14 protein-coding genes are annotated in these 23,637 nt (G+C 31.9%); 11 read left to right on the top strand and 3 right to left on the bottom strand.

Features of this window, described 5'->3' with window-relative positions:
• Positions 1-10: 10 nt before the first annotated feature.
• The gene (locus KTF99_RS10190) at positions 11-538 is read right to left on the bottom strand and encodes a GNAT family N-acetyltransferase (protein WP_029480881.1); all 528 of its coding nucleotides are present in this window, start codon (positions 536-538) and stop codon (positions 11-13) included.
• Positions 538-1,452, bottom strand: a complete 915-nt coding sequence (locus KTF99_RS10185; RefSeq protein WP_117562644.1) for an aldo/keto reductase — start codon at positions 1,450-1,452, stop codon at positions 538-540. Before KTF99_RS10185 ends, KTF99_RS10190 begins: the two co-directional genes overlap by 1 nt.
• An 84-nt stretch (positions 1,453-1,536) precedes the next feature.
• Here KTF99_RS10185 and KTF99_RS17405 point away from each other — a divergent pair, with 84 nt between their 5' ends.
• From KTF99_RS17405 to KTF99_RS10155, 7 genes are all read left to right on the top strand, one after another.
• Positions 1,537-1,668, top strand: coding sequence for a hypothetical protein (locus KTF99_RS17405; protein WP_003535783.1), 132 nt, complete (start codon positions 1,537-1,539; stop codon positions 1,666-1,668).
• Positions 1,668-1,868: a DUF1146 domain-containing protein gene (locus tag KTF99_RS10180; protein WP_003535784.1), complete on the top strand. Its 201-nt coding sequence runs from the start codon at positions 1,668-1,670 to the stop codon at positions 1,866-1,868. Before KTF99_RS17405 ends, KTF99_RS10180 begins: the two co-directional genes overlap by 1 nt.
• 43 nt (positions 1,869-1,911) lie before the next feature.
• Complete coding sequence (gene spoIID / locus KTF99_RS10175) at positions 1,912-2,829, top strand: stage II sporulation protein D (protein ID WP_003535786.1); 918 nt, start codon at positions 1,912-1,914, stop codon at positions 2,827-2,829.
• 44 nt (positions 2,830-2,873) lie between these two features.
• Positions 2,874-3,515, top strand: coding sequence for a M23 family metallopeptidase (locus KTF99_RS10170; protein ID WP_003535787.1), 642 nt, complete (start codon positions 2,874-2,876; stop codon positions 3,513-3,515).
• 106 nt (positions 3,516-3,621) lie between these two features.
• Positions 3,622-4,611, top strand: coding sequence for a rod shape-determining protein (locus KTF99_RS10165; protein WP_003535789.1), 990 nt, complete (start codon positions 3,622-3,624; stop codon positions 4,609-4,611).
• Positions 4,612-4,779: 168 nt separating this feature from the next.
• Positions 4,780-7,809 (top strand): carbohydrate binding domain-containing protein, encoded by a 3,030-nt coding sequence (locus tag KTF99_RS10160; RefSeq protein WP_217215555.1) that lies wholly within the window; start codon positions 4,780-4,782, stop codon positions 7,807-7,809.
• 187 nt (positions 7,810-7,996) lie between these two features.
• On the top strand, positions 7,997-12,865 hold the full coding sequence (locus tag KTF99_RS10155; RefSeq protein WP_217215553.1) for an immunoglobulin-like domain-containing protein: 4,869 nt from the start codon (positions 7,997-7,999) through the stop codon (positions 12,863-12,865).
• A gap of 38 nt (positions 12,866-12,903) precedes the next feature.
• Here the strand turns inward: KTF99_RS10155 and KTF99_RS10150 are convergent, their stop codons facing one another.
• Entirely contained in the window at positions 12,904-13,770 is an 867-nt protein-coding gene (locus KTF99_RS10150; protein WP_003535792.1) for a MurR/RpiR family transcriptional regulator, read from the bottom strand.
• 382 nt (positions 13,771-14,152) lie between these two features.
• On the opposite strand from KTF99_RS10150, the gene KTF99_RS10145 reads away from it, so the two are divergent.
• From KTF99_RS10145 to KTF99_RS10130, 4 genes are all read left to right on the top strand, one after another.
• Positions 14,153-19,420 carry an Ig-like domain-containing protein gene (locus KTF99_RS10145; protein ID WP_254210133.1) on the top strand — a complete coding sequence of 1,756 codons (5,268 nt, stop codon included), beginning with the start codon at positions 14,153-14,155 and terminating at the stop codon, positions 19,418-19,420.
• A gap of 55 nt (positions 19,421-19,475) precedes the next feature.
• Positions 19,476-20,354, top strand: a complete 879-nt coding sequence (locus tag KTF99_RS10140) for a MurR/RpiR family transcriptional regulator (protein ID WP_003535794.1) — start codon at positions 19,476-19,478, stop codon at positions 20,352-20,354.
• 448 nt (positions 20,355-20,802) lie between these two features.
• A complete protein-coding gene (locus KTF99_RS10135; protein ID WP_029480875.1) occupies positions 20,803-21,075 on the top strand; it encodes a hypothetical protein in 273 nt (90 codons plus the stop codon).
• 271 nt (positions 21,076-21,346) lie between these two features.
• Entirely contained in the window at positions 21,347-23,584 is a 2,238-nt protein-coding gene (locus KTF99_RS10130) for a purple acid phosphatase family protein (protein WP_008791198.1), read from the top strand.
• The last annotated feature ends 53 nt before the right edge of the window (positions 23,585-23,637 follow it).

Below are 23,637 nucleotides of genomic sequence, written 5' to 3'. Positions count from 1 at the left end.
AACCAATCTGTTACAATTGATTATCTTGATATTTATCACGTGTTAATTCAAAAAGCTCGAGGTCTAAAAATTCACCACGTTTGTAAGCGTGTTTTTTTAATGTTGCGAGGTATTCGAAATTATTTGCAAGCAGAACTTTTCTACTGCCGATATTACGACTGAAAATCTCTGCTTTAATAATCTTAGTATCGTAATTATCAAATATATATTTAATAATCATTTTTACTGCTTTTTTCATTATACCTTGATGCCAATAAGGCTCTCCAAGCCAATAACCAATTTCAGCTAGGTGGCTATAAATGTCTTCACCAAAAGTAATAGAAATTGCTCCTGCGAATAATCCGTCGACAATAATAGCATATTCGATTAGGTTATTATTACTGTTTTGAGTAATAAAGTTTAAATAATTTTGAGCGTCTTGTGGTGTATAAGGATAAGGAAAAATATCTTTTAGGTTTGCAGAAACTTGAGGGTTGTTTGCCAAAGCGGCTAAGGCAGATTGATCACTTAGCTGGTAAGGTCTTAATCGTAAATCCATTATGGTAAAGGTTTATCCTCTGCAGTATAAATAGCATACCATTCTTCACGAGTTAATTTAACCTCAACTCCTTTAATAGTATCAAGCATATTTTTTATACTAGTTGTTCCGGCAATTGGCTGCATCTGTGCCGGGTGACGCAAGATCCAGGCTGTTACAATTGCTACCTTTGAAACGTTATACTTATCAGCAAGTTTATCTAGCTGTTCGTTTAGTTTAGGATATTTAGGGTTATCAATAAAAGTATCTTCGCTTAATGAAGATCGTATCGTTGACCATGGCTGAATCGTAATGTCATTTAATCGGCAGTAGTTTAAAATATCGCCATCATGGTCAATTCCTTCATCCATATTGGCATAGATACCGCTATCGATCATTTGAGCGTGTGCCGGACCAAATTGTAATTGATTAATAATGATTGGCTGTTTACAATATTTTTTTAGTAACTCGATCTGACCGGGATTTTGGTTTGAAACACCAAAATATCTTACTTTTCCTGCTTGATATAATTCATCGAAAGCTTCACTAACTTCTTGAGGGTCCATTAGGGCATCTGGACGATGTAGTAATAAAATATCTAAGTAATCTGTCTGCAATCTTGATAAGATACTATCGACACTTGCTAAAATATACTCTTTAGAAAAATCAAAACAAATTCCAGGGCGAATCCCGCATTTTGATTGAATAATCATTTCTTTTCTTAATTCAGGATGTTTTTGTAATACTTTACCGAATAATTCTTCTGATTTTCCACCACCATAAATATCAGCATGATCAAAGAAGTTAATACCAGCTTTTAATGATTCTAATACCAGGTTTTCAACTTCTTCGGGAGTTTTTGATGCGATGCGCATGCAACCAAGCGCTACTTTTGAAACCTTTAAATTGGTTTGTGGTAAACTATAATATTCCATTTTATTTCCTCCTTATATAGATACATTTGATTATATCATGATTGTAAAAATCATGGTATACTATATCCAAGGTTAGGTGATAATATGAATGTAAAATTAAAGATTTTTTGTGGCTTTTTAAGTGGTGTAATTATAGGATTTATCTTTTCACCAGTTAAACACGGTGTAAATGTCAGAGTTTGTAATAATGGTAATCATGATCGAGGTGAAGGATAATGTCATATCAAGTTATTAAAATGATTGTTTATGTAGTTTCGGTGATGCTGTCAATGTGGTCTTTAAGTTGTTTTAATTTTGATAATGTAATTCGTAAAGCAAAGGTAAGAGAATTTTATTTATTCTTTTTAATTGCTTCATTATGTTTAGGATATTTATTAGGTTCTTTTATTTTAGAATTTACAACGATTCATTTTTAACATATTTTTAAATCTCTTCCATATAATTATGTGAGGTAATTATATGAAAGAGATAAGTGTTAAATTGGGAGTCGTTTTTTTAATTGCAGTAATCTTTTTATCAATTAATGTTGGGGTAAAAAAAGATGAAACAATCAAAGGTACAGAGACTAAAGAAAAAAAAGAAGAAAAAGAGGAAAAAGCAGTTCAAGTAGCAGTAACAATTGATAATAACGTTAATTATATCGATTTAGATGATTATCTTTTAGGAGTCGTTGCAGGAGAAATGCCGGCAAAATTTGAAACAGAAGCATTAAAAGCGCAAGTTGTCGCGAGTCGGACTTTTGTTTACAATCGCAATTTAAGCGTTGATAATACTACTAATAGTCAAGTTTATTTGACTGAGGATAAAATGCGGGAAAACTGGGGTGATAAGTATGATGAGTATCATCAAAAAATTGTTGCGGCTATCAATGATACTAACGATGAAGTAATGAAATATGAGGGAAAATATATTACGGCAATGTTTTTTTCTTCAAGTAATGGCTATACTGAAAATGTAGAAGATTATTTTGATTCGAGTGCTTTGCCTTATTTGCGAAGTGTTGACTGTCATTGGGATTTATCGATTGATCCAACTAATAGTCGGTCAAAAACTTTTACTAAACAAGAACTAAAAGAAAAATTTAATTGTGATAGCTTAGACTTTAATATTATTGCGTATAAAAAAAGTGGACGTGTTGGAACCCTTAGTGTTGGTGGAAAAAATTATAGCGGACGCAAAGTTCGCGAGATCCTTGGATTAGCTTCAAGTTGTTTTACGATCAAATATGAAAATGGTAAATATACATTTAATACGCTCGGTAGCGGTCATGGAGTTGGGATGAGTCAATACGGTGCTCAGGGAATGGCTCTTGAGGGAGCTAGTTATAAAGAAATTTTAAATCATTTTTATACAAATGTTGAAATTGTAAATAATTAGTATAAACCTGATTTTAGTGGAAACACTACAAATGAGGTGAAACAATGAAACTATTTATGAAAAGAAATCGACGGGTTTTAGTCTTTACAACGGTAGTGATGTTATTTTTAGTCGGAGTAGGGGTAATTCAGTTAGTCGTAAATCAATATCGTCCGCTTAAAGACACTGCGGTTGTAAAAGTGGAAGATAATAAAGATAAAGATACTGACAAAGAGGATCCCCAAGCACCAGCAGAAAAAATGGTAAAGCCGGTTGGTGATGACATTAAAATCGTAAAAAAATTTTATGATTCAAGTTTAAGTGATGAAGAATTAGAAAAAGCATTAGTTTATTTTGAAGGTGTTTATCGCCCTAATCTAGGTATTGATTTTTCAAAAGACAATAAAGCTTTTGAAGTAACTGCGGCCTTTTCGGGAACAGTAACTAAGAAAGATAATGATGCACTGTTAGGTTGGATTGTAACGGTAACTAACGAAACTGGTGTCTCTGCAACTTACCAATCTTTAAGTGAAGTAAATGTTGAAAAAGATGCGGTGATTAAACAGGGTGATAAGATTGGAACTAGTGGTGAAAACGTCTATGAATCTGAATTAAAGAACCACTTACACTTTATTTTAGAGAAGGACAATCAAGCATTAAACCCCGAAAAATATTTTAATCAAGAGGTCTCAAAAATAGCGGTATAATCAACCAAATAGTGATAATTAAAAAAATTATCGCTATTTGGTTTTTTGCCTTGTAAATATCTAAATTCATGGTACAATAGTTAAGAAAAAATAAGGAGGACGAATGATGGCATTATCAAAAGAAATTGGTATCGATTTAGGTACTGCAAATATTTTAATTTATGTCAAAGGTGAAGGTATTGTTGTAAATGAACCTTCTGTAGTAGCGATAGATGATGAAACAAAAAAACCTTTAGCTGTGGGTCAAGAAGCTAAAGATATGTTAGGAAAAACACCAGGAAGAGTAAAAGCAATCCGTCCATTAAAAGATGGAGTTATTGCTGATTTTAGAATTACTGAAATCTTAATTACTCATTTTATTAATAAATTAAACTTGAAAGGGATTTTTTCAAGACCAACGATCTTAATTTGTTGTCCATCAAATATTACATCAATTGAAAAAAGTGCAATCAAAGATGTGGCTGAAAGATGTGGGGCTAAACGTGTTTTTATTGAAGAAGAACCAAAAGTAGCTGCAGTTGGAGCAGGGCTTGAAATCTCTAAACCAACAGGAAATATGGTAATCGATATCGGTGGGGGAACTACTGACATCGCAGTATTATCATTAGGTGATATTGTTACTAGCAGTTCTTTAAAAGTTGCTGGTGATGTAATGGATGAAGATATTATTAAATTTGTTAAAGATAAATATAAGTTATTGATTGGTGATCGCACTGCTGAACAAATCAAAATGGAAATTGGAATTGCAATCAAAGGAATCAGCGAAGAAACATTTGAAGTTAGAGGACGTGACTTAGTTACAGGATTACCTCATACAATCACTCTTACAGCTGATGAAACAGAATTAGCATTACGTGAAACTTGCCAAACAATCGTTAGAGAAACTAAGCATGTCTTAGAACAAACACCTCCAGAATTAGCTGCTGATATTATGTCACGTGGTATCTTCTTAACAGGTGGAGGCGCTTTATTAACAGGATTAGATCATTTATTAGAAAATGAGCTTGGGGTACCAGTATTTGTAGCTGATGACGCTTTAAACTGTGTAGCAAATGGTTGTGGTGTCATGTTAGAAAATACTCACTATGTAAAATAATTTTAAGGATATGGAAACATATCCTTTTTTTGTACTGAAAAGTCATTTCAAGAAATACGTTTCATAGATATGAAATGCTGAAACGCAGTACCTAAATGACTTTGGAAGATTGTTTTAAGTTTATTTCTTGTTAAAATTTGAATATAGAAATAAATGGAGGGAAGAGCAATGGTACATAGAGTTAAACAGATTAGTATAGTGGTATTAAGTATGTTGGTTTTGTTGAGTACTTTGATCGTTGGGACTTATGCAAAAGCAACTAATTTGGTATCAAATGGTGATTTTAGTCAAGGAACTAATTATTGGAGTATGAATCAAAGTGATGGTTCGTTAGCAATGATGTCGAGTGATAATCATTCTTTAAAGGTACAGATTGAAAAGGTCAATAGTGATGACTATTGGTGGTCCTTAACACTCAAGCAGGATAATATTGCCTTATCAGCAAATAAAAAATATCAGTTATCATTTGACGTAGAGGCATCAATGAGTGGAGATATTAGTTTGGATATTGAAAGCACAAGCGATTATAATAAAAAATACTTAGATCGTCAAATGATAGCGGTTAGTAATCAAAAGAAAACATATACATTTGATTTTGAAAAGAAAGACGATGATGCTGTCACTTTAGTTTATCATCTTGCTAAAGGCGATGGAATCAGTGATTTTAGTAATCAAATAATCAAGCTTTCTAATGTTACAATTATTGAAATTGGCGATATTGAAATCCAAAAAGCAGGTGATTGGTATTTAAATGAAGGAGATGGAGCGAACGGTAAATTGTCAGGTGAGCCAAATGATCTTAAGGTTAAAGTTACTAGTATTAATCAAGAAAACTATTGGTGGGCTTTATCTTTAAAAAAGGAGAATTTAGTATTAAGTGGAAATAAGATTTATAAAATAGTTTTTGATGCTAAAGCTTCAAAAGCTGGAACAATTGGTATTGATATTGAAAAATCAGCAGATTATAATGTCAAATATTTAGATAAACAGAATTTTGATTTAACTACTACGAGTAAAGAGTACAGTTTTAATTTTATAAAAAAAGATAATGATGATGTTTCAATTGTATTTTTATTAAATGAAGGAGATGGAATTAGTAATTTCAAGGATGAGACTATTAATATTAGAAATGTTCGTATAGAGGAAGTTAATGATTTAGGTGATGAATATGTTGTAAATGGTGATTTTGAGACAAATACAACAAGTGGCTGGAATACGTATAACAGTAATGGTTCAAATTTGAAGATCAATGCAGTAAATCAACAATTAGAAGTAACTTTTCCAAACTCAAATGGCAGTAACTATTGGGATTGTCAATTGTTTCAAGGAGATATTCTTTTAGATAATGGAATCTATCGTTTATCTTATGATTTAAAAGGCAGTAAAGCTGGGACTATTTACTTTGATGTTGAGGATACTGGTGATTACGCAACAAAATATTACCCAGAAACAATGGTTGATTTCACAAAAGATGTTCAAACATATAATTTTGAGTTTGAGATTAATGCTGATAATTTATTAGGGACTCAAAAAAATGCTAAGATCCAGTTTAATTTAGGTCCCAATGAACATTGTGACAGCTTGGCTGGAGAAACTTTATATTTTGATAATATCAAGATAGAGAAAATTGGTTCTGGTGCAGGAACTGGTGAATTACAAACGACTAATGTGACTTTTGATGGAAATGATGTTTTAGTTAATAATTTTAAAGGTTTAGGTGTTCAATGGGATCCTTATGTTGTTCACCCTTTAACTGATGAAGAGTGGCAAACAGTGACTAAGCGGGTAGATTTCTTAAATCCAGCTTTTGTTAGATGCATGATCTACGCTAATACATATTGCGAAGGTTTTGATGATGAGGGAAATCCTATTTATGATTTTGATAGTTTGGCAAATCAGGCATTGATTAGAGAATTAGATTATTTAGAAAGTAGAGATATTGAAGTAGTTTTAGGTGAATGGGAGACACCAGGTCGTTTTGGTGGTGAATTCGAAGGAATTACTGTTGATGATCCACGCTGGGCAAGCATTATTGGCGGATTTTTAGATTATTTAATTAACCAAAAAGGTTATACATGTATTAAATATTTTAACTATGTAAATGAAGCTAATAGTGATTGGTCATATTGCGGTGATTTTGATAAATGGCAAACAGGAATTAATTATCTTCATACTGAATTAGATAAATATGGATTAAATGAAAAAATAAAAATTACGGGACCTGATACTGTATGGGATAGTGATAATACTTGGTTAAAAGAGATTAATTCAAATCAAGATTTAGATGCTAAAATAGGGCTATATGATACTCATATGTATCCAACAATTGATGAAATTACAAATGGTACTATTGAAGAAATGGTAGCGGAACAACGCAGTTGTGTGACGGGAAAAGACTTTTATATGACTGAAATCGGAATGGTTACTGGCAAAAGTGATGGGGATTCACAACCATATACTAAAGAATTTAGTTATGGAGTTATTATGGCTGATGCCGCAAGTCAAGTTATGCGTGGTGGTTTTTCTGGTTTAGCAATTTGGGATTTAGATGATGCTATGCATGATCAGCAAAATGGATTTCCCATTACAGATATTCGTTCTTTAAAACAGTGGGGATTTTGGAATTCTGTTGCTGGACGAGTTTTTAATCAACCAGAAGAAGAAGAGATACGACCATTCTTTTATACTTGGTCATTAATGGCAAATCTATTCCCACGTAATAGCAAGATCATTGGTTCAACAGCAAATAAAGAATTAAATGGTCTTCGAACAGTTGGGATGGAAAAAGATGGTCAAATGACATATATGATTGTCAACGATTCAAACAGTCCCAAAGAAGTAACCATTGATGTTAAAAATCTTAATGCTAATAACTTAAAATTATTCAAATATGACTATTTTGATAATGATCGTAAGGTCGATAGTAATGGTTATCCGGTCGCTAGTAAGGTACTTGAAAATGTCAATCTTGAAGAAGGATATGAAGTTTCTTTACCATCTGGTGGTGTGGTGATGCTCTCAACTATTGATATTGAAGATGCTAAAAAGGAATTAGTTGATCAAAACGATTCTAAACAAGATAATGAAAACAAAAATGAGGTAGCAATCAAGACAGGTGATGATTTAAAGGCTGCTGGATTTATGATTTCTGGATTACTTGCTACGGCATTTATCTATGGCATGAAGAAAAAAGGATAGTAGTGATAAGCAAACCAAATTTGGTTTGCTTTCATTTTTATGAAATGCTATTTCATTTTAAGTGAATTAAAAATATTATATTTTGAAAAGCTATTCCAATTGTTTATGTAAGGGTTTACATTATTGATTGATTGATTAAAAATAAGATTATGGAGAGCAAATAAAAAGGATATGGAGGAAAGGTAATATGAAGGGAATGCATAAACATGCGATAGCTTTATTGTTGAGTGCATCATTGCTGCAGTCTAACGTAATGCCCCTATGGGCCAATACTGCACCGTCAGTTCGGGAAACAAATCAAGTAGACGAACTAGATGATTTTTCTAAAGTCTTAAATCATAGTGACGGGTGGCAAACAGTCATTGATGAGCCAAATAATTTTTTTGGTGATTCAAGTCGCTTGATTAGGACAGAAGATAGTGCGCAATATTTGGTTTATCAATTAGATAATCTAACAGATTTTAAAGTTAGAATGCATAGTTATTTAAGAAATCTGCGTTATCTCGTAAATATTTATCAGTCTAATGACTTAAGCAGCTGGGAAGCAGTAGACTATACTATTACCAGCGCTAAAACTAGTGATTCAGCTTTTTGGGGTACATTTGATCTTATGCCTAAGAATATTTTAGATGGGAAGAACAAATATTTAAAAATAGAAATAAAGAATAATGAAAATGCTGATCAAACAAAAACAGTAAAAGGCAGTGATGAAGTTAATTTTCTTAAAGCTGTTCAAATTGGTAAAGTAGAGTTGACGGATAGTAAAGCTGGATTAATTACTAATACAAATACTGATTTAAAAGCAATTAAGTTAGAAGGATTTGATGATAGCAAGACTTCTACATTAAAAATATCAGAAAATAAAACAATAAAATTAATTAATCCAACAATTTATGATGTAAAGATTGAAAGTAGTAATCCTAAAGTCGTAAAATATGAAAATAATCAGATTATTGGTGTTAGTAATGGAACTGCTTATTTGAAAGGGATAGTACCCGGGGAGCTTGAAGTATTTAGGTATGAAATAAAGATTGGAACTGGTGAAAATTTGGATATTTCACCTAAGTATACTAAACCAGCTGATGATACAGGTGATAGCCGTTATATTAAACAAGGAAATGGTGAAGAAACAGATAATCTTATTACTGTTGATCCTGATAATATTATTGTAAAAGATTATATGGGTGGAGCCATGGAACTTGAGATGATTGAATGGTTTGATATGGATGATGCTCGTTGGGAACGTTATTTTCAAAGAATTCAATATATGGAGTTAGGCTTTGTCAGATGTATGTTAGCAGCTTATTGGTATTGTACAGGATTTGATGATCATAATAATCCTATTTATGTTTGGGATTGTTTGAACGAAGATGGTAGTCCAAAATATTATTCTCGTGATGGTTATCCAATTGACCCATTAGGAAATAACATTGAACCGAATATCAAAAGGATGAAACGTTTATATCAATTGTTTGATTTCTTTAAAAAGAATAATATTACTGTAATGACAGGTGAATGGCAATATCCTGAAGCAGCAGAATGGTATTATGTGCCAGGTGAAAATTTAAAACAATATAATTTAACTTTAGATGATCCCCGTTATGCTCAAATTGCAGCGGATTTTATTGAACATATGGTAAAGGATAAAAATTATACTTGTATTGAACAATATGATTTAGGTAATGAGGTAAATATAAATCCTGGATCATATCAGTATGATAAATGGAAACAAGCAAATTTAAATCTTTATGATCAGTTAAAGCAAAGAGGTTTAGAAAAGACAATTTCGTTGACACCGGACCTAAGTTACTGGTTAGATTTATGGTATAACCAAAGTATTGCTGATCTTCATGATGTTTTCGAACAGTATGAATTCCATTGGTATGTAAATGAAGTTAATTTAAAAAATGGAGTTTTTGAAAATGAAATGCGGATGTTAGTTAATAATGCCGCTGGTCAGGATAATCCTGATAAAAAGGTCTATATGGGTGAAGTCGGAATGCGCGATTATTTGAATAATGTTGATCAAGTAACAAATATAGACAGCTTTGAATATGGATTATGGATGGCTAATATTCTTGTACAAGGAACAAGGGCGGGAATGTCTGGATTAACAGCCTGGTCACTAGATGATTCTGTGCATATTAATGGTCCAATGACTTATGATTATTCAGTAGATCAAAAATCATTGATGAAAGTCTGGGGACTATGGAATTCACTAGGTGAATATCAGGGAGTATCGGAGGATATACGACCATGGTATGTACCTTGGGCATTAGCAAGTAAATTTATGCCTAAAGGGTCACAAATAATTTACACTAGTCCAACTGAACAGCAAGTGTATTCAACGGCTGCCATCAATGGAGATGATTTAACAATATCCGTAGTAAATCATTCAGGTAAAGAACAGCAAGTGTTGGTAAAAATTCCTGAGGCGACTAAAAAAGTGGATTTAAGTGTTTATGCTTATTTTAAAGATGATTTAAATCAAGATGAAAACGGATATCCTGTTCGTTCTGATTTTAAAAAGAATCTTGATTTGCAGGAAGGAATTGTTTTAACTTTACCAGCTGATGGTAATCTGGTTTTAACTACTATGGAGGGTGAAAATAAGTTCAATAGTAAGGATAGCGGATATTTTAGTGACTCAATGCAGTCATTACAAAATACGGTTGATTATCAAAATATTGGCTTTAACTCATATGAAAAACATCCTAATAATGCTCAAAATCGAATTAATATGAATCAGGATATTTTTGGGGATGTGACAAGGATTAATCGTGCCGGCAAAGATAAAGCTTCTTTGGTATATCAAAGGGCTGAAGGAATTAAAAATTTTAGAATTCATAGTTATGTTAAAGGAGCAGTTGGAAGTAATTTTAAAGTTTATGGTTCGAATGATAAAAATGAATGGACAGAAATAAAAATAAATGAAATAGAGAAGTATTCACTAACTAAGGGATGGAAATTTGCAGTATTAACTCCAGAGTCAGAAATCGAATATAAATATATAAAAATTGAGTTAGGAAACGAGGTATCAAGTACAGATATTCAAGTTGGAAAAGTAGAGTTAACGAATCAAAGTGAATTCAGTGAACCGCTCAAATTAGAAATACCTGATGATGCTCAAAGTAGTGAATATAAAGAAATTATGAAAGATGTTCAACTTGCTACAAATGATATAATGAGCATTTATTCAATAAGCGGCTTTGAAAATTTACCTGAAAATTGTACGTTAAAGAGCAGTGATGAAAATATTGTTAAAATTACTGATATGTCATTTAAGGCAGTTAATTCAGGTAGTGCTTTAGTTAATGTTTATAGAGATGGAAAAATAATTGGAAGTATCATTGTCAATGTATATGCTTTCCATGATTCTGTTGAAGATGGTAATGGATTAGTATATCAGCTTAATAATATGAAGTATGATTTAATGGCAGATGCTAATGATACAACATTTTCACGAACTAATGATGGAGGAAATGTAATTTATAAGTTAGCGGGTATTAAGGATTTTTCAATTAGAGGATATGTGGCAGATAGTAATGATAAATTGTTTGAACAAATTAAAATTTACGCTTCCAAAGATGGAAATACTTGGGAAAGTATAGAAATCAAAGTAGACGGTATAAATGCTTTAAGCAATCCATATTGGCATTATGCAAATATTATTCCTCAAGAAGCAATTACTAAGGATTATGATTATTTAAAGATTGCTATTGAAGGAACATTAACAGATCATTGGAAGATTCAAGTTGGCGATGTACGTATTCAAGACAAACCATTTAATTCTGTTGTTAATAAAATTGAATTAGCAAATCAAGATTTGAAATTAGCAGTTGGAAATAGCCAAATAATTGGGGCTAAGGTTTATCCAGAAGCAGTATTCCCATTTAAAGTTATTTTTGATGCTGCTGATAATGAGATTGTTTCTGTTGATAAAGATGGTTTAGTAACTGGGCTTAAAGCTGGTAAAACAACAGTTCGTGTTTATTCTCAGGATAATCCAGAAATTTATCAAGACTGTACGATTGAAGTTACAGAAGTGATTGACAGTTCAAAGGAAATTGCAGATAGTATTAAGGAGTTAACGATTATTAATAATCAAATCGTTTTACCGGTTGTTGAAGGTTATGAAATTACAATTAAAAGCTCAAGTATCCCTAATATCATCGATTTAGATGGTAAAGTAACACCAAGTAATCAGGATGAACAAGTAGCATTGGTCTTAGCAGTAAAGAATAAGGCTACGAATGTAGTATCTGATACCGCAAATATTATTGTAACTGTTGCTAAAAAAGATGAAACAGTTATGATTGAATTTGATATTACTGATGTTGTTTTAAAAGTTTATCAAGAATTTGATCCACTAGCAGATATTAAAGTATTTGAAAATGATACAGATATTACAAAGAATGTACGGATCATAAGTAATAATGTTGATTTAAACCATCATGGTAAATATTTTGTCACATATGAAGTAACTGATAGTAAAAATATTACGCATAGCCATACTCGCAATGTTGAGGTTAGAGGAATTAAATCAATCAGTTGTCCAGAGTATCAAGTTGATCTTACTAGTTTGAAGGACCTGGACCCAGATGTATTTTTAAATATTGTTAAAGTAGATAAACAAGTTATTTTAGATAAGCTCAATAGCAAATTAATTGATGACCAAATAATTATTAGCTGTTATGATTTGGCAATGATGTTAAATAACAAAGAATATGTACTGACCGATAATCAATTAACGATTGTATGGAATGTTACATCAAAGATGCAGGGATTCAAAGTTCTGATGCTAGATAAGGATGGAAATGTAGTTGAGGTTCCAATGACTGTTAATGGTAAGGAAATTACTTTTATGGTTGAACAGTTAGGTACTTTTGCAATAGTTGGTGAACAAAAAGTAGAAACAAAAGAACCTGATGAAAATAAGCCAGAAAATAAGGTTGAAACAGCAGTTAAAACTGGTGATGAAGTTTATTATGCGGAATATGCTGTGTTAGGATTATTGGCACTATCATTAGTTTATGGAATGAAAAAAAGAGGATAAAACAAAACCCAAGCTTATTGAAAAAAAGTAAGCTTGGGTTATTTTATTTGTTTAATATGTCGATGGTCGATAATATGATCGGTTTCAAGTTTTAATTCTAGATTTTCATCATAGTGTCGAGCAAATAGGCAGCTATAGATAATATCAAGCATGATATGGATGGAAATCGTTGAACCAAAAGTAGAAACTTTTGAATAAATTCGTTCTCGAGAATCTAAGAATAAAACATAGTCACATAGTTTTGAAAGGCGGCTTTCTCCAAATGAAGTAATTGCAATCATCGGAACCTTACGGCGTTTCAATAGTTCTGCGGCAGCGATTACTTCGTTAGTTTCACCAGAATATGAAATTAAAATGGCACAATGATCCTTATTTGATTGGGCAGCTTGAAATAGTTGTTCATTGACCATTGGTGCAATCTGAACATTTTTTCCGATTCGAAACATCTTATATTGAAAATCAGAGGCAATTCTAAGTGGACCTGATACACCATAAATATCAATAACTTTAGTTTGATCGAGCATAATAATGATTTTTGCTAAGATATCATTGTCAATATTATTTACAGTAAGGTTGATTGAATCTTTAGCTAGTGTTGCAATGCTGTGTTTGATTGTATGGATCGTATCTCTTTTTTTAAAAGGAAAATTCGGATTTGTTTCACTATTTCTATCAAACGTATATTGTAACTGAGCTGATAATGCAATTTTAAAATCATTATATCCTTTATACTCTAATTTTTGACATAGTCTAGTTATTGTAGCGGGCGAAGTATACGTTGCTTTAGCTAACTGAGAAGTAGACATATTTAAAACATCGGGTCCATTTTTTAAAATATATGTTGCGATTAATTTTTCGGAAGTTGAGAAGTCAACGGCCATTTCTAGTTTTCTTAGTAGACTCATTTTTATCACCAATTTTAGTATACCATTTTTTTATTATTAAGTTTAATTATTTAGTTAGATAAATCAAAAAATTGCTTTTTTTCATAAATATGAAATGCTTTTTTAATCAAAATTGAATTTAATAATCACAATTTTTAATATTTAATTTTTTGGATAAGCGAAGAATTATATATTGCAAAACTTCTTGTTTCGTGTTTATGAAATATCATTTCATAAATTGCCCAATAAAATAATAAAAGTTTGAAAGGAGATTGCAACTATTTGTGTAAGTGTTTACAATCATTGTTTAGACAATTAAACTAAAAGTATAAATAGAGATTAGTAAGGAGGAGAAAAATTTAATTAATTTATGAGGGAAAAATATAAAGGAGAAAGGAATACTATGAATAGGAAATTTAAGCGATTTTTGACTTCATTATTATCATTAGCGGTAGTTGCTAGTTCTGGAATTGGACCAGTAAAAGCCGTTGATAATACCCCTAAACTGGATTCAAAAGTTTATATTAACAGTGATAATGTATTAACTAAAGATTTTGAAGGATTTGGGGTACAATGGGATCCTAGTGATTTATTTGATTACACTGATGAACAATGGTCATCTTTTTATGAAAAAGCAAGCTTTTTAAGCCCTAATGTGATGCGGGTCATGCTCCATGATGGGGACAGTTATTGTATTGGCTTTGAAGACGATGGAACTCCGATTTATGATTGGGAGTCTGTTATGATGAAGCGTGTTTATAAAATTTTAGATTTTGCTCAACAAAATGATATTCCAATCATGTTAGGTGAATGGAGAAGTATTAGTGAAAGAGGATATTTATCTTACGATGATCATGGAAAAACGGTAAATTGGAGTAGTCCTACATGGGCAAGGATGATTGGTGATTGTTTAGAGCATTTGATTGTTGATAAAGGTTATACTTGTATTAAATACTATAACATGATTAATGAACCAAATTATTATAAACGAGATCATGGTGATGTCACAAATGAATATGTATATGATCAATGGAAGCAGGCAATTACTAATTTAAGAAATGAAATGGACAGTTCTGGTATAGAAAAAATTGAAAATATCAAAATTGTAGGGCCGGATGTTTATGATTCACAAGAAGCTTGGATAAATCAAGCAACAAGTGATGAGATGAAAGATAAAATAGAATTAACAGAAGTGCATAGATATGCCCCACAAAGTGAGGTAGAAAGTGGACTTATTGAAAAGAAATTAAAGACTTGGAAAGAACAGGCTGAAAGTCTTGATCCTGAAGTTGCTGAGGAAGGATTTGCTTTGGGTGAAATGGGAATTTCAGGAACTGGTCCTGGAGATTCGCAATTGAATGCGAGAAAATACGATTATGGAGTGGATATTTTTGATTATGGTGTCCAAGCTATTCGTGCGGGATTAAAATTTGGTAGCGTATGGGGCTTTGAAGATAGTATGCATGTTCAGCATAATGATATTGTTAATAATTTCAAAGATCAATATGGACCTGCTGCAACAACAGAAGAAGGTAGAGATTATGTTGTCCATACGCCAACAGGAGATCCTTCAATTGATAATGATATCAAGATATGGGGATTTTGGAATGAACTTGGTGAAGAAATGGCAGCTCAAAATGCTGAGCATAATGTTACGGGAAGAGCTAATACAGTAAAAGCAAGTGATGAGAATCTAAAACCATGGTATTATACTTGGTCAATGTTATGCCGTTATTTTCCATCTGGAACAAAGATTCTTGAAACTACAGACAGTTATGTTGATCAGTTAAGAGTTACATCAGGAATTATTCCAGTTGCAGATGATAAAGGTGATATTAGTATTGCAGTTGTTAATAATTCATCATCTCAAAAAACATTAGAAGTAAATATGCCTAATGCAGCTAGTAAAGTTGATCTTAATCAATATTTCTATTATGATGGTGAAATTGATGGGAAAACTAGACCGGTCAATGAAAAGGGTCAATTGTTACAATATGGCACAATTGAAAATGCTAATCTTAAGGATGGTGTTAATGTCACTTTACCAGCAAAATCATGTATGATCTTAACTTCTTTAGGATATGAGGGTGAAAGTCATCCAATGAGTTTTACAACTGGTCAAACAACTGATGTTGAAAAGGTTGAAATTTATGAAACTACTAATGCTAACCAATTAGAAGTTGGTAAGTCTTATCAATTAGCAGCTAATTATATTCCATCTATTTCAAAAGGTGAAATGGAATGGTCAGTTGTTGATTATTTTGGTAATGCTAGTGATAAAGCATTAATTGATGAAAATGGACTTTTAACAGTAAAAAAAGCTGGTCAATTTAAAGTGATTGGTAATTTAAAAGGAAAACCAGAAATACAGGATACATTAGTATTTAAGGCAACAAGTTCTAGTATTTTAGTTGATGAGTTAAATGACCTTGAAAATGGAGTTGCTTTATCTTATCAAGATATTATAAAAGATGATAATTCAGCTAATTTTAATGGTGATAAAACAGTTAAAAGAAGTGATAGTAATGCAAATGGTAAACCAGGAATTATTACATATCAAGCAAATAACATTTATGATTTTGAATTTAGTGCATATTCATTAAATAATAATCTTGATAAATCTGGAAATTTTGTAGTAGAAGTTTCTCAAAATGGTGATAGCTGGTCACCAGTTGAATGTGAGTTTATTCAAGGAAGTAAATTAAGTTCTGGCTGGTATCCATATACAATTAAAAATAAAGCGGTAATAAAAGATGATGGATATCAATATTTACGGGTAACGATCACAAGTAAGTCAGGTTATAAAACATATGATCCTCAATATGCTGGTGGATCAATATATTATGATTACCAGGGAGCATCACAAATCGATATTCAAAGTCATAATGAATTTATTGTTAAAGGACAAGAATTACAGTTTAAAGCAGAAGTACTTCCAAGTATTGCCAGCCAAGAAGTAAGCTGGAAAGTATTATCTCTTGAGGGAAAACCAACTGAACTTGCAACAATAAGTCCAGATGGGATATTGACTGCTAAGGCTAAAGGAGAAGTTGTCGTTGTAGCAACTGCTAAAGATACTGATGTTAGTGCTTATAGTCATATTAATATTATTAATGGTTATTTTGTAGATGAAATTGAAGATTTTAGTAAAATGTATCAATATGGTGAATTTGCTTTTGATGATCCTAAATCATCAAATTTCACTGATAAAACAAGGATTAAAAAATTATCAGATAGTAATCAAAGTATTGTTTATGCTTTAAGTGATATTGAAAAAGCTACTTTTGAAATCTATAAAAATGGTTCATTTGTAAATGATTCAGTAGATATTTATGTTTCTAGTGACGGATTAACTTATAATAAAGTAGAGAAAAATGTTGTAAATGCAGGTAAAGCAGCTAGTTCAACTGAATATTATTTATATGAAGTATCGACTAAAGAGTTAGGTGATAATGTAAATTATATTAAGTTAGAATTGAAAAATGATGAAATAATTTATTGTCCAATGTTAGGAAAAACAAAGATTATTTATAATCCAATTGAAAATGTTGAAGTAACAAATGTTACTTTAGATCAAAAAGAGTTATCTATTAATGTAGGACAAAGCAAAACTTTAGTTAAAAAATTAGCACCATTATATGCAGACGAGCAATTAACTTGGTCAAGCCGTGACGAAGATATTGCAAGTGTAGATCAAAATGGTATCGTTACTGCTAAAAAGGTAGGGAGTACAATTATCTATGCAAAATATAATGATGAAATTTATGCTACGAGTGTGATTAATGTTCTTGGTGAAAATATGGCATTAAATAAAGATGTTAGTGCTTCAACAGAAACAAATCAATGGAATAAAAATCCAACAGGTAAACTGGTTAATGATGGTGATTATGATACACGCTGGGTTTCTAAAGATGGGACATCAATCACTAAAGAACAAATTACAATTGATTTAGGTGAAGTGACAACTGTTGATAATGTTAAACTTTATTGGGAATCAGCAAGAGCAACAGATTTTAATATTGAAGTGTCTACTGATGGTTCAAAATATGATATAGTTGAAAAATTACGTGATGAGGATAAAAATAAATTAACTAATGAGATTTCATTTGATCCGGTTGAAGCAAGATATGTAAGAATGCAGGGATTAACACCAGCAACTAAGTATGGTTATTCAATCTATGAATTTGAAATTTATAATAATTCAGATTTAAAATTAGCAAGTAGTGTTGAATTTAAAGAAATGTCATCAGAACTGTATCTTGGTGAAAATACAGCACTTGATGTAGTTGTAACTCCTGATGATGCAACATATCAGGATGCTTCATATACTTCAAGCAATGGGTTCGTTGTTGTTTGTAAAAACAATCAGATGATTGCTGTTGGTGAAGGAACAGCAACAATTACTGCCAATGTCAACGGTCAAAAAATAACTAAAGAAATTACTGTTGTTAAAGATAATGCCCGTAAGATTGCTCAGGAGCTGACATCATTAACTGTTGAAAATGGTCGTGTGGACTTCCCGACAGTTGACGGCTACAGCTTCAGTGTATTCAGTTCTGATCTGGAAAAAGTTATTGCCAAAGACGGAAGTGTTAACTTACCGGTTGAAGATCAAGAAGTGGCACTTATTGTAACTGTATCTAAAGACGGCAGTGAAGACAGTGCAAATACTGATGAAATCAAAGTGACGGTTAAAGGTAGCAGAGATAAATATGAGCTGTTGGAAAAACGAATCAAAGAAATCGAAGAAACAGACTGGACAGTATATAAACCAGGTACAGTTAAAACATTTAAAGAGAAATTGCAGGCAGTCAAGGAAAGTCTAAATGCAGAAGTACTGTTAGTCAGTGAAGTTGAAAAAGCAGGAGAAAATCTTGAAGCAGCATTTAAGGGATTAGAGATCAAAAGTGATAAAAAGACACTTGATGCGCTGATTAAAGAACTAGAAGAACTTGATACCAAAGTATATACCGAAGTATCAGTGGCAAGAGTGGAAAAAGCATTAGAAAAAGCAGAGACAGTCAGTGAAAACGAAGATGCCAGTGAAGCAGAAGTAAATGATGCAGTTCAAGCACTGTATGAGGCAAAATTGGGATTAGTGGAACAGATCAATTATGACAATCTAAAAGATCGGATTGAAGAAATAGAAAAAGAAGATCTGAGCATATACAGTGAAGCGACCGCAGCTCGCTTAAAAGAACAGATAGCAGAGGCAAAAGAAGCATTAAAGAATGAAAATATTACGAATGAAGAGTTGCAAGAAGAACTGGCAGGACTTAATGAAAAATACAGCAGCTTAAAACTGAATCATGAGCCGGGAAGTGTAGAAGAATTAATAAAACGAATTGAAGAGATGGATCTGAGCGGATACAGTGAAGCAAGTGTAAAGGAATTAGAAAGAGTAATAAAAGAGATCAAAGAAGAGCTGTTAGAAGGGGTAGACCAAGTAAGATATGCAAAACTGGCAGAAAAACTACAGACAGCATACGAAGGATTAGAAAGGAAGAGTGAAGTAAAACTGGTAGAACCAGAACAACTGGAAACTCCAAAAGGAGATGAACAGGCAGCTAAAACTGGTGATAACATGATAATTGGAACATGGTTAATCACAATGTCAGCAGCCGTAATGGTAGTTATATTCCTAAATAAAAGAAGGAGTTTAGAAAAATAAAAATGGGGTTAAATAGAGAAAGTAGTTCTTAACCACTTATAGATGGAGGAGTAATATGGGGTTATTAAAGAAAATTGAATTGGCAAATAACTTTTCATCAGTAGAACGGATCTTAGGTAAATACGTTTTAGAAAATGGTGAAAAAGTATTAAACATGTCAACTAAAGAATTAGCCAAAGCAACATTTACTTCTCCAGCTAGTATTGTTCGTTTTTGTCGAAAACTTGAATATGAAGGATATAATGATTTTAAAATTGCATTAGCAGCTCAATTACAATATAGTCGTCTTAGCAATGATGATATTAATGCAAACTACCCTTTTAAAGGAACTGATAGTGTTTATACTGTGGCTAGCAATATTGCTAATCTATCAAAAGAAAGCATTGATATTACAATGAAAAATTTAGATTTAGAAGAATTAAGGCTAGTTGTTTTGATGATTACTAAAGCGAAGGTCATTGATATTTATGGGGTTTCAGGTCCACTTAGAATTGCAAGTGACTTTCAGTATAAGATGTTTAGAATAGGTAAAGATGTGCGGATTTCACAAATGATCAATGAACAGTTGTTTCAAGCTGCTCAAAGTACTTCAGAACATTTGGCTATTTTAATTTCTTATTCCGGAGAAACAGAAGAAGTAATTGAAGCAGCGAAGATTTTATATCGACGTAAGATTCCTGCAATTGCAATAACTTCATTTGGAGAAAATCGTCTTGTAAAATATACCCAAAGAGTCTTATATTTAAATTCATCAGAATTTATTTATTCTAAAATCGCAACTTTTTCTTCGACTCTCTCACTACATTTATTGTTAGATATTATTTATGGTTGTGTATTTTCTAAAAATTATGAGGATAATTTAAATTATAAGATTGAAACCGATAATCTAATTGATCATCGTCAATCAAGCATTGCAATAGATAAATTTAAATAATTATTAAAACGATATGGAAGTTTATTTTAACCATATCGTTTTTTATTTATGAAACCATATTTCATAAATAAATATAATAAAAAGTAAAAGTCTGGGATACCAAATCAAAGATTAATAAGATTATCATAACGGAGTGATTAAATTGAGATGGGAAAGAGCAGTAAAGCTTGTATTTATTGTGTGCTTAATAATTTCTTCGCTATCTACAACAAGAGTTAAGGAGTTCGAAAATTCTAAAACCTTGGTAGATAACTTTGATACTGAAGCACCATCAGCTTAGATTTATTATGGAAATTTATCTTTAGTTGATAGTTTTATAGATATTTTTCCTACTTGGATTTCAACAACGCTGGTTCCTAAAAATAATGGTTCAATAATAAGTTCAGGTCAAAAAAATGGATACGCAATTTATCAAGTTGATAATCCAAGTAAGATTACATATATTTCATTGAACTGGAATGGTTCTGGAGCAGTTGGGAAAATCGGGGTTAATCAAATGCGCCTTAGAACCGGTGCAAGAGCTGACCAAGAAGTGTATTTGCCATTTTTTGATTTCGAAAATGATATAGTATGTGCAAAACTGGCAGAAAAACTACAGACAGCATACGAAGGATTAAAAAAGAAGAGTAAAGTAACACTGGTAGAACCAGAACAGCCGAAAACTCCAAAAGGAAATGAACAGGCAGCTAAAACTGGTGATAACATGATAATTGGAACATGACTAATCGGTATGGTTGTAACTTTAGGGGGAATAGAGTATATCAGAAGAAAAAAGGCGAGATGATGTACTGATAGAGTATAATTAGATTTAGATAATAATTTCAATCAAAAGAAAGTGACGATTTGGTTAAGTTTTGCTTAACTATAATCGTCTTTTTTATGGTTTTAGTTAAGTTGATAAAGTGTTTGTAAACTTCGTTGACGCTAAAATCTCAGTGTGTAAAATAGGTGGCGTAGTACAGATTTATAACTTAAAAAAAGGGGACTATGACATGAATGAGAATTTGAAAAAACGTATTATTGTTTCTTTGGCAACAGTATCAGCCTTTTCTAGTTTGGCAATGGTACCATTATCTGCTTATGGTGAATATCAAGGTAATGATGGAACACAAAAACTAAATAATGGGCTGACTAGTACTAGTGATTATAATGATTGGTATAATAACCAATGGAATAATCAAGAATCCGGTGAAATGGATACTGGAAAAATTGTATTGACACCGGGAGCAAAAGCAACTGATCTAAATTTTGCCTGGTACTCAGAAGAAACGGGAACACCAACAGTAAAAATTTCTACCAATCAAGATATGTCAGGAGCAAAAACTGTAACGGGCAGTGCTGACAAGATTAACAAGAACAATAGTTTCAAAAACTATACTGCTAGTAATAAGGTAGCACTTAAAGATTATCTAGTGGAAAATATGACTTACTATTACCAATATAGTACAAACGGTGTTGATTGGAGTGATACATATACTTACAAAACACACAGTTTTAGTGATTATCAGGCAGTATTAGTAGGAGATCCACAAATTGGAGCTTCTGGAAGTAACGGACAAGGTACTCAAGATGATACTGATATTGCAGTTAATACCTATGCATGGAATAAGACATTGCAAAAAGCATTAGGAGCTGGAGGCATTGCAGAAAATGCTAGCTTCATTTTATCAGCAGGAGATCAAATTGATTATTCATCAAGCGGAACTAATGGTTCTGGAGAGATTATAAGAGAACAAGAATATGCAGGTTTCTTATATCCTGATGTGTTGAGAAGTACACCATTAGCAACAACGATTGGTAATCATGAGTCAATGGTCGATGATTACAGTCTTCATTATAATAATCCTAATGCAAGTACATTAGGTTCTACAGAATCTGGTGGAGATTATTATTATAGCTATGGAGATACTCTATTTATTAGTTTAAATAGTAATAGTCGTAATGTTGAAGAACATCGTCAGTTAATGAAAGAAGCTGTAGCTAGTCATGAAGATGCAAAGTGGAAAGTGGTTTTATTCCATCATGATATCTATGGTTCTGGTTCACCGCACTCAGATGTTGATGGGGCTAACTTAAGAATTTTATTTGCGCCATTAATGGATGAATTTAACATTGATTTATGTTTAACAGGTCACGATCATTCTTACGCTCGTACTTATCAAATTCTAGATGGAAAGGTAATTGAAACCGACGGTGTTAGTGAAAATGCTAGTAAAGCATATAATCCAGAAGGAACATTATATATTGCCGCAGGATCTGCTTCAGGAAGTAAATTTTACACATTGAATACAGTTAAACAATATTATATTGCTGAACGTTCTAATACACCAGAACCAACCTTTTCAACAATTGATTTTAGTGGAGATTCTTTAACAATTAAAACTTATGATTACAATGGTCAAAAATATGCAAATGATGTAACTTTATCAAAAGATGGTAATGCTAAATCAATTGAAGAAATGAAGAATGAAGTAGCTGCGATTGATACAGTCAATGTAACAAGTGGCTCTAAAAATAGAATCGATGAAGCTTTAATAGCTGTAAATACTGCTTTAGACACACGTGATGATAGTACAGCTGAAACAGAATTACAAAATAAATGGAATACTACAAGTGATCCATTAAATTATTACGGTTATGCCCAAAATGGTTTTGCAAATGAAAATAGTACTGCCTTAAAACGAGGGTATTCATCTTTATTAGACAAAACGTTATATGAAAATGATAGTAATAAAGCTGTTACAACTGCAACTATCGATGAAGCATATAATAAATTAGCAACAGCTAAAAACGAAGTCGTGACAAAAGCTGAGTTTGCTGAAGTACAGACTAAATTTGATCAAATTGGAAGTACTTTAGCACAAATTAGTATCGGAGATAAAAAAGATCAGTATACTAGAGCAGATGTAGATGCTTTCAAGAAATCAATTGCAGCTTTAAAAGTTGACTTCAATGAAGCAACTATTACTAAGACTGCATTAAATGAATTGAGTACACAATTAGATACAGTGACAAATGAATTTTTAGCAAAGAAAAATACTGAGGATATTACAACAGCTCCAATTGTTACTCCTTCAACAACGCCAAGTAAAACACCAGTAAAAACAACTAGCAGCAAAGTAAAAACTGGTGATGATACGTCAATCAATTTAGCAGGTATTACTGCTTTCGTATCATTGCTAGGAATTGCTGGAACAAAATTATTTAAAAAAAGAAAAATTGAAGAATAGTCAAGATAAATAATGAAATAAACAAGACAGAGCTTGTTCTGTCTTGTTTTATA

The sequence above is a fragment of the Erysipelatoclostridium sp. MSK.7.34 genome (assembly GCF_019041935.1).
Taxonomy (GTDB): Bacteria; Bacillota_I; Bacilli_A; order Erysipelotrichales; family Coprobacillaceae; genus Thomasclavelia; species Thomasclavelia ramosa.
Note: the sequence above shows the minus strand (reverse complement) of the source record. Positions and strands in the feature narration are given on the sequence as shown.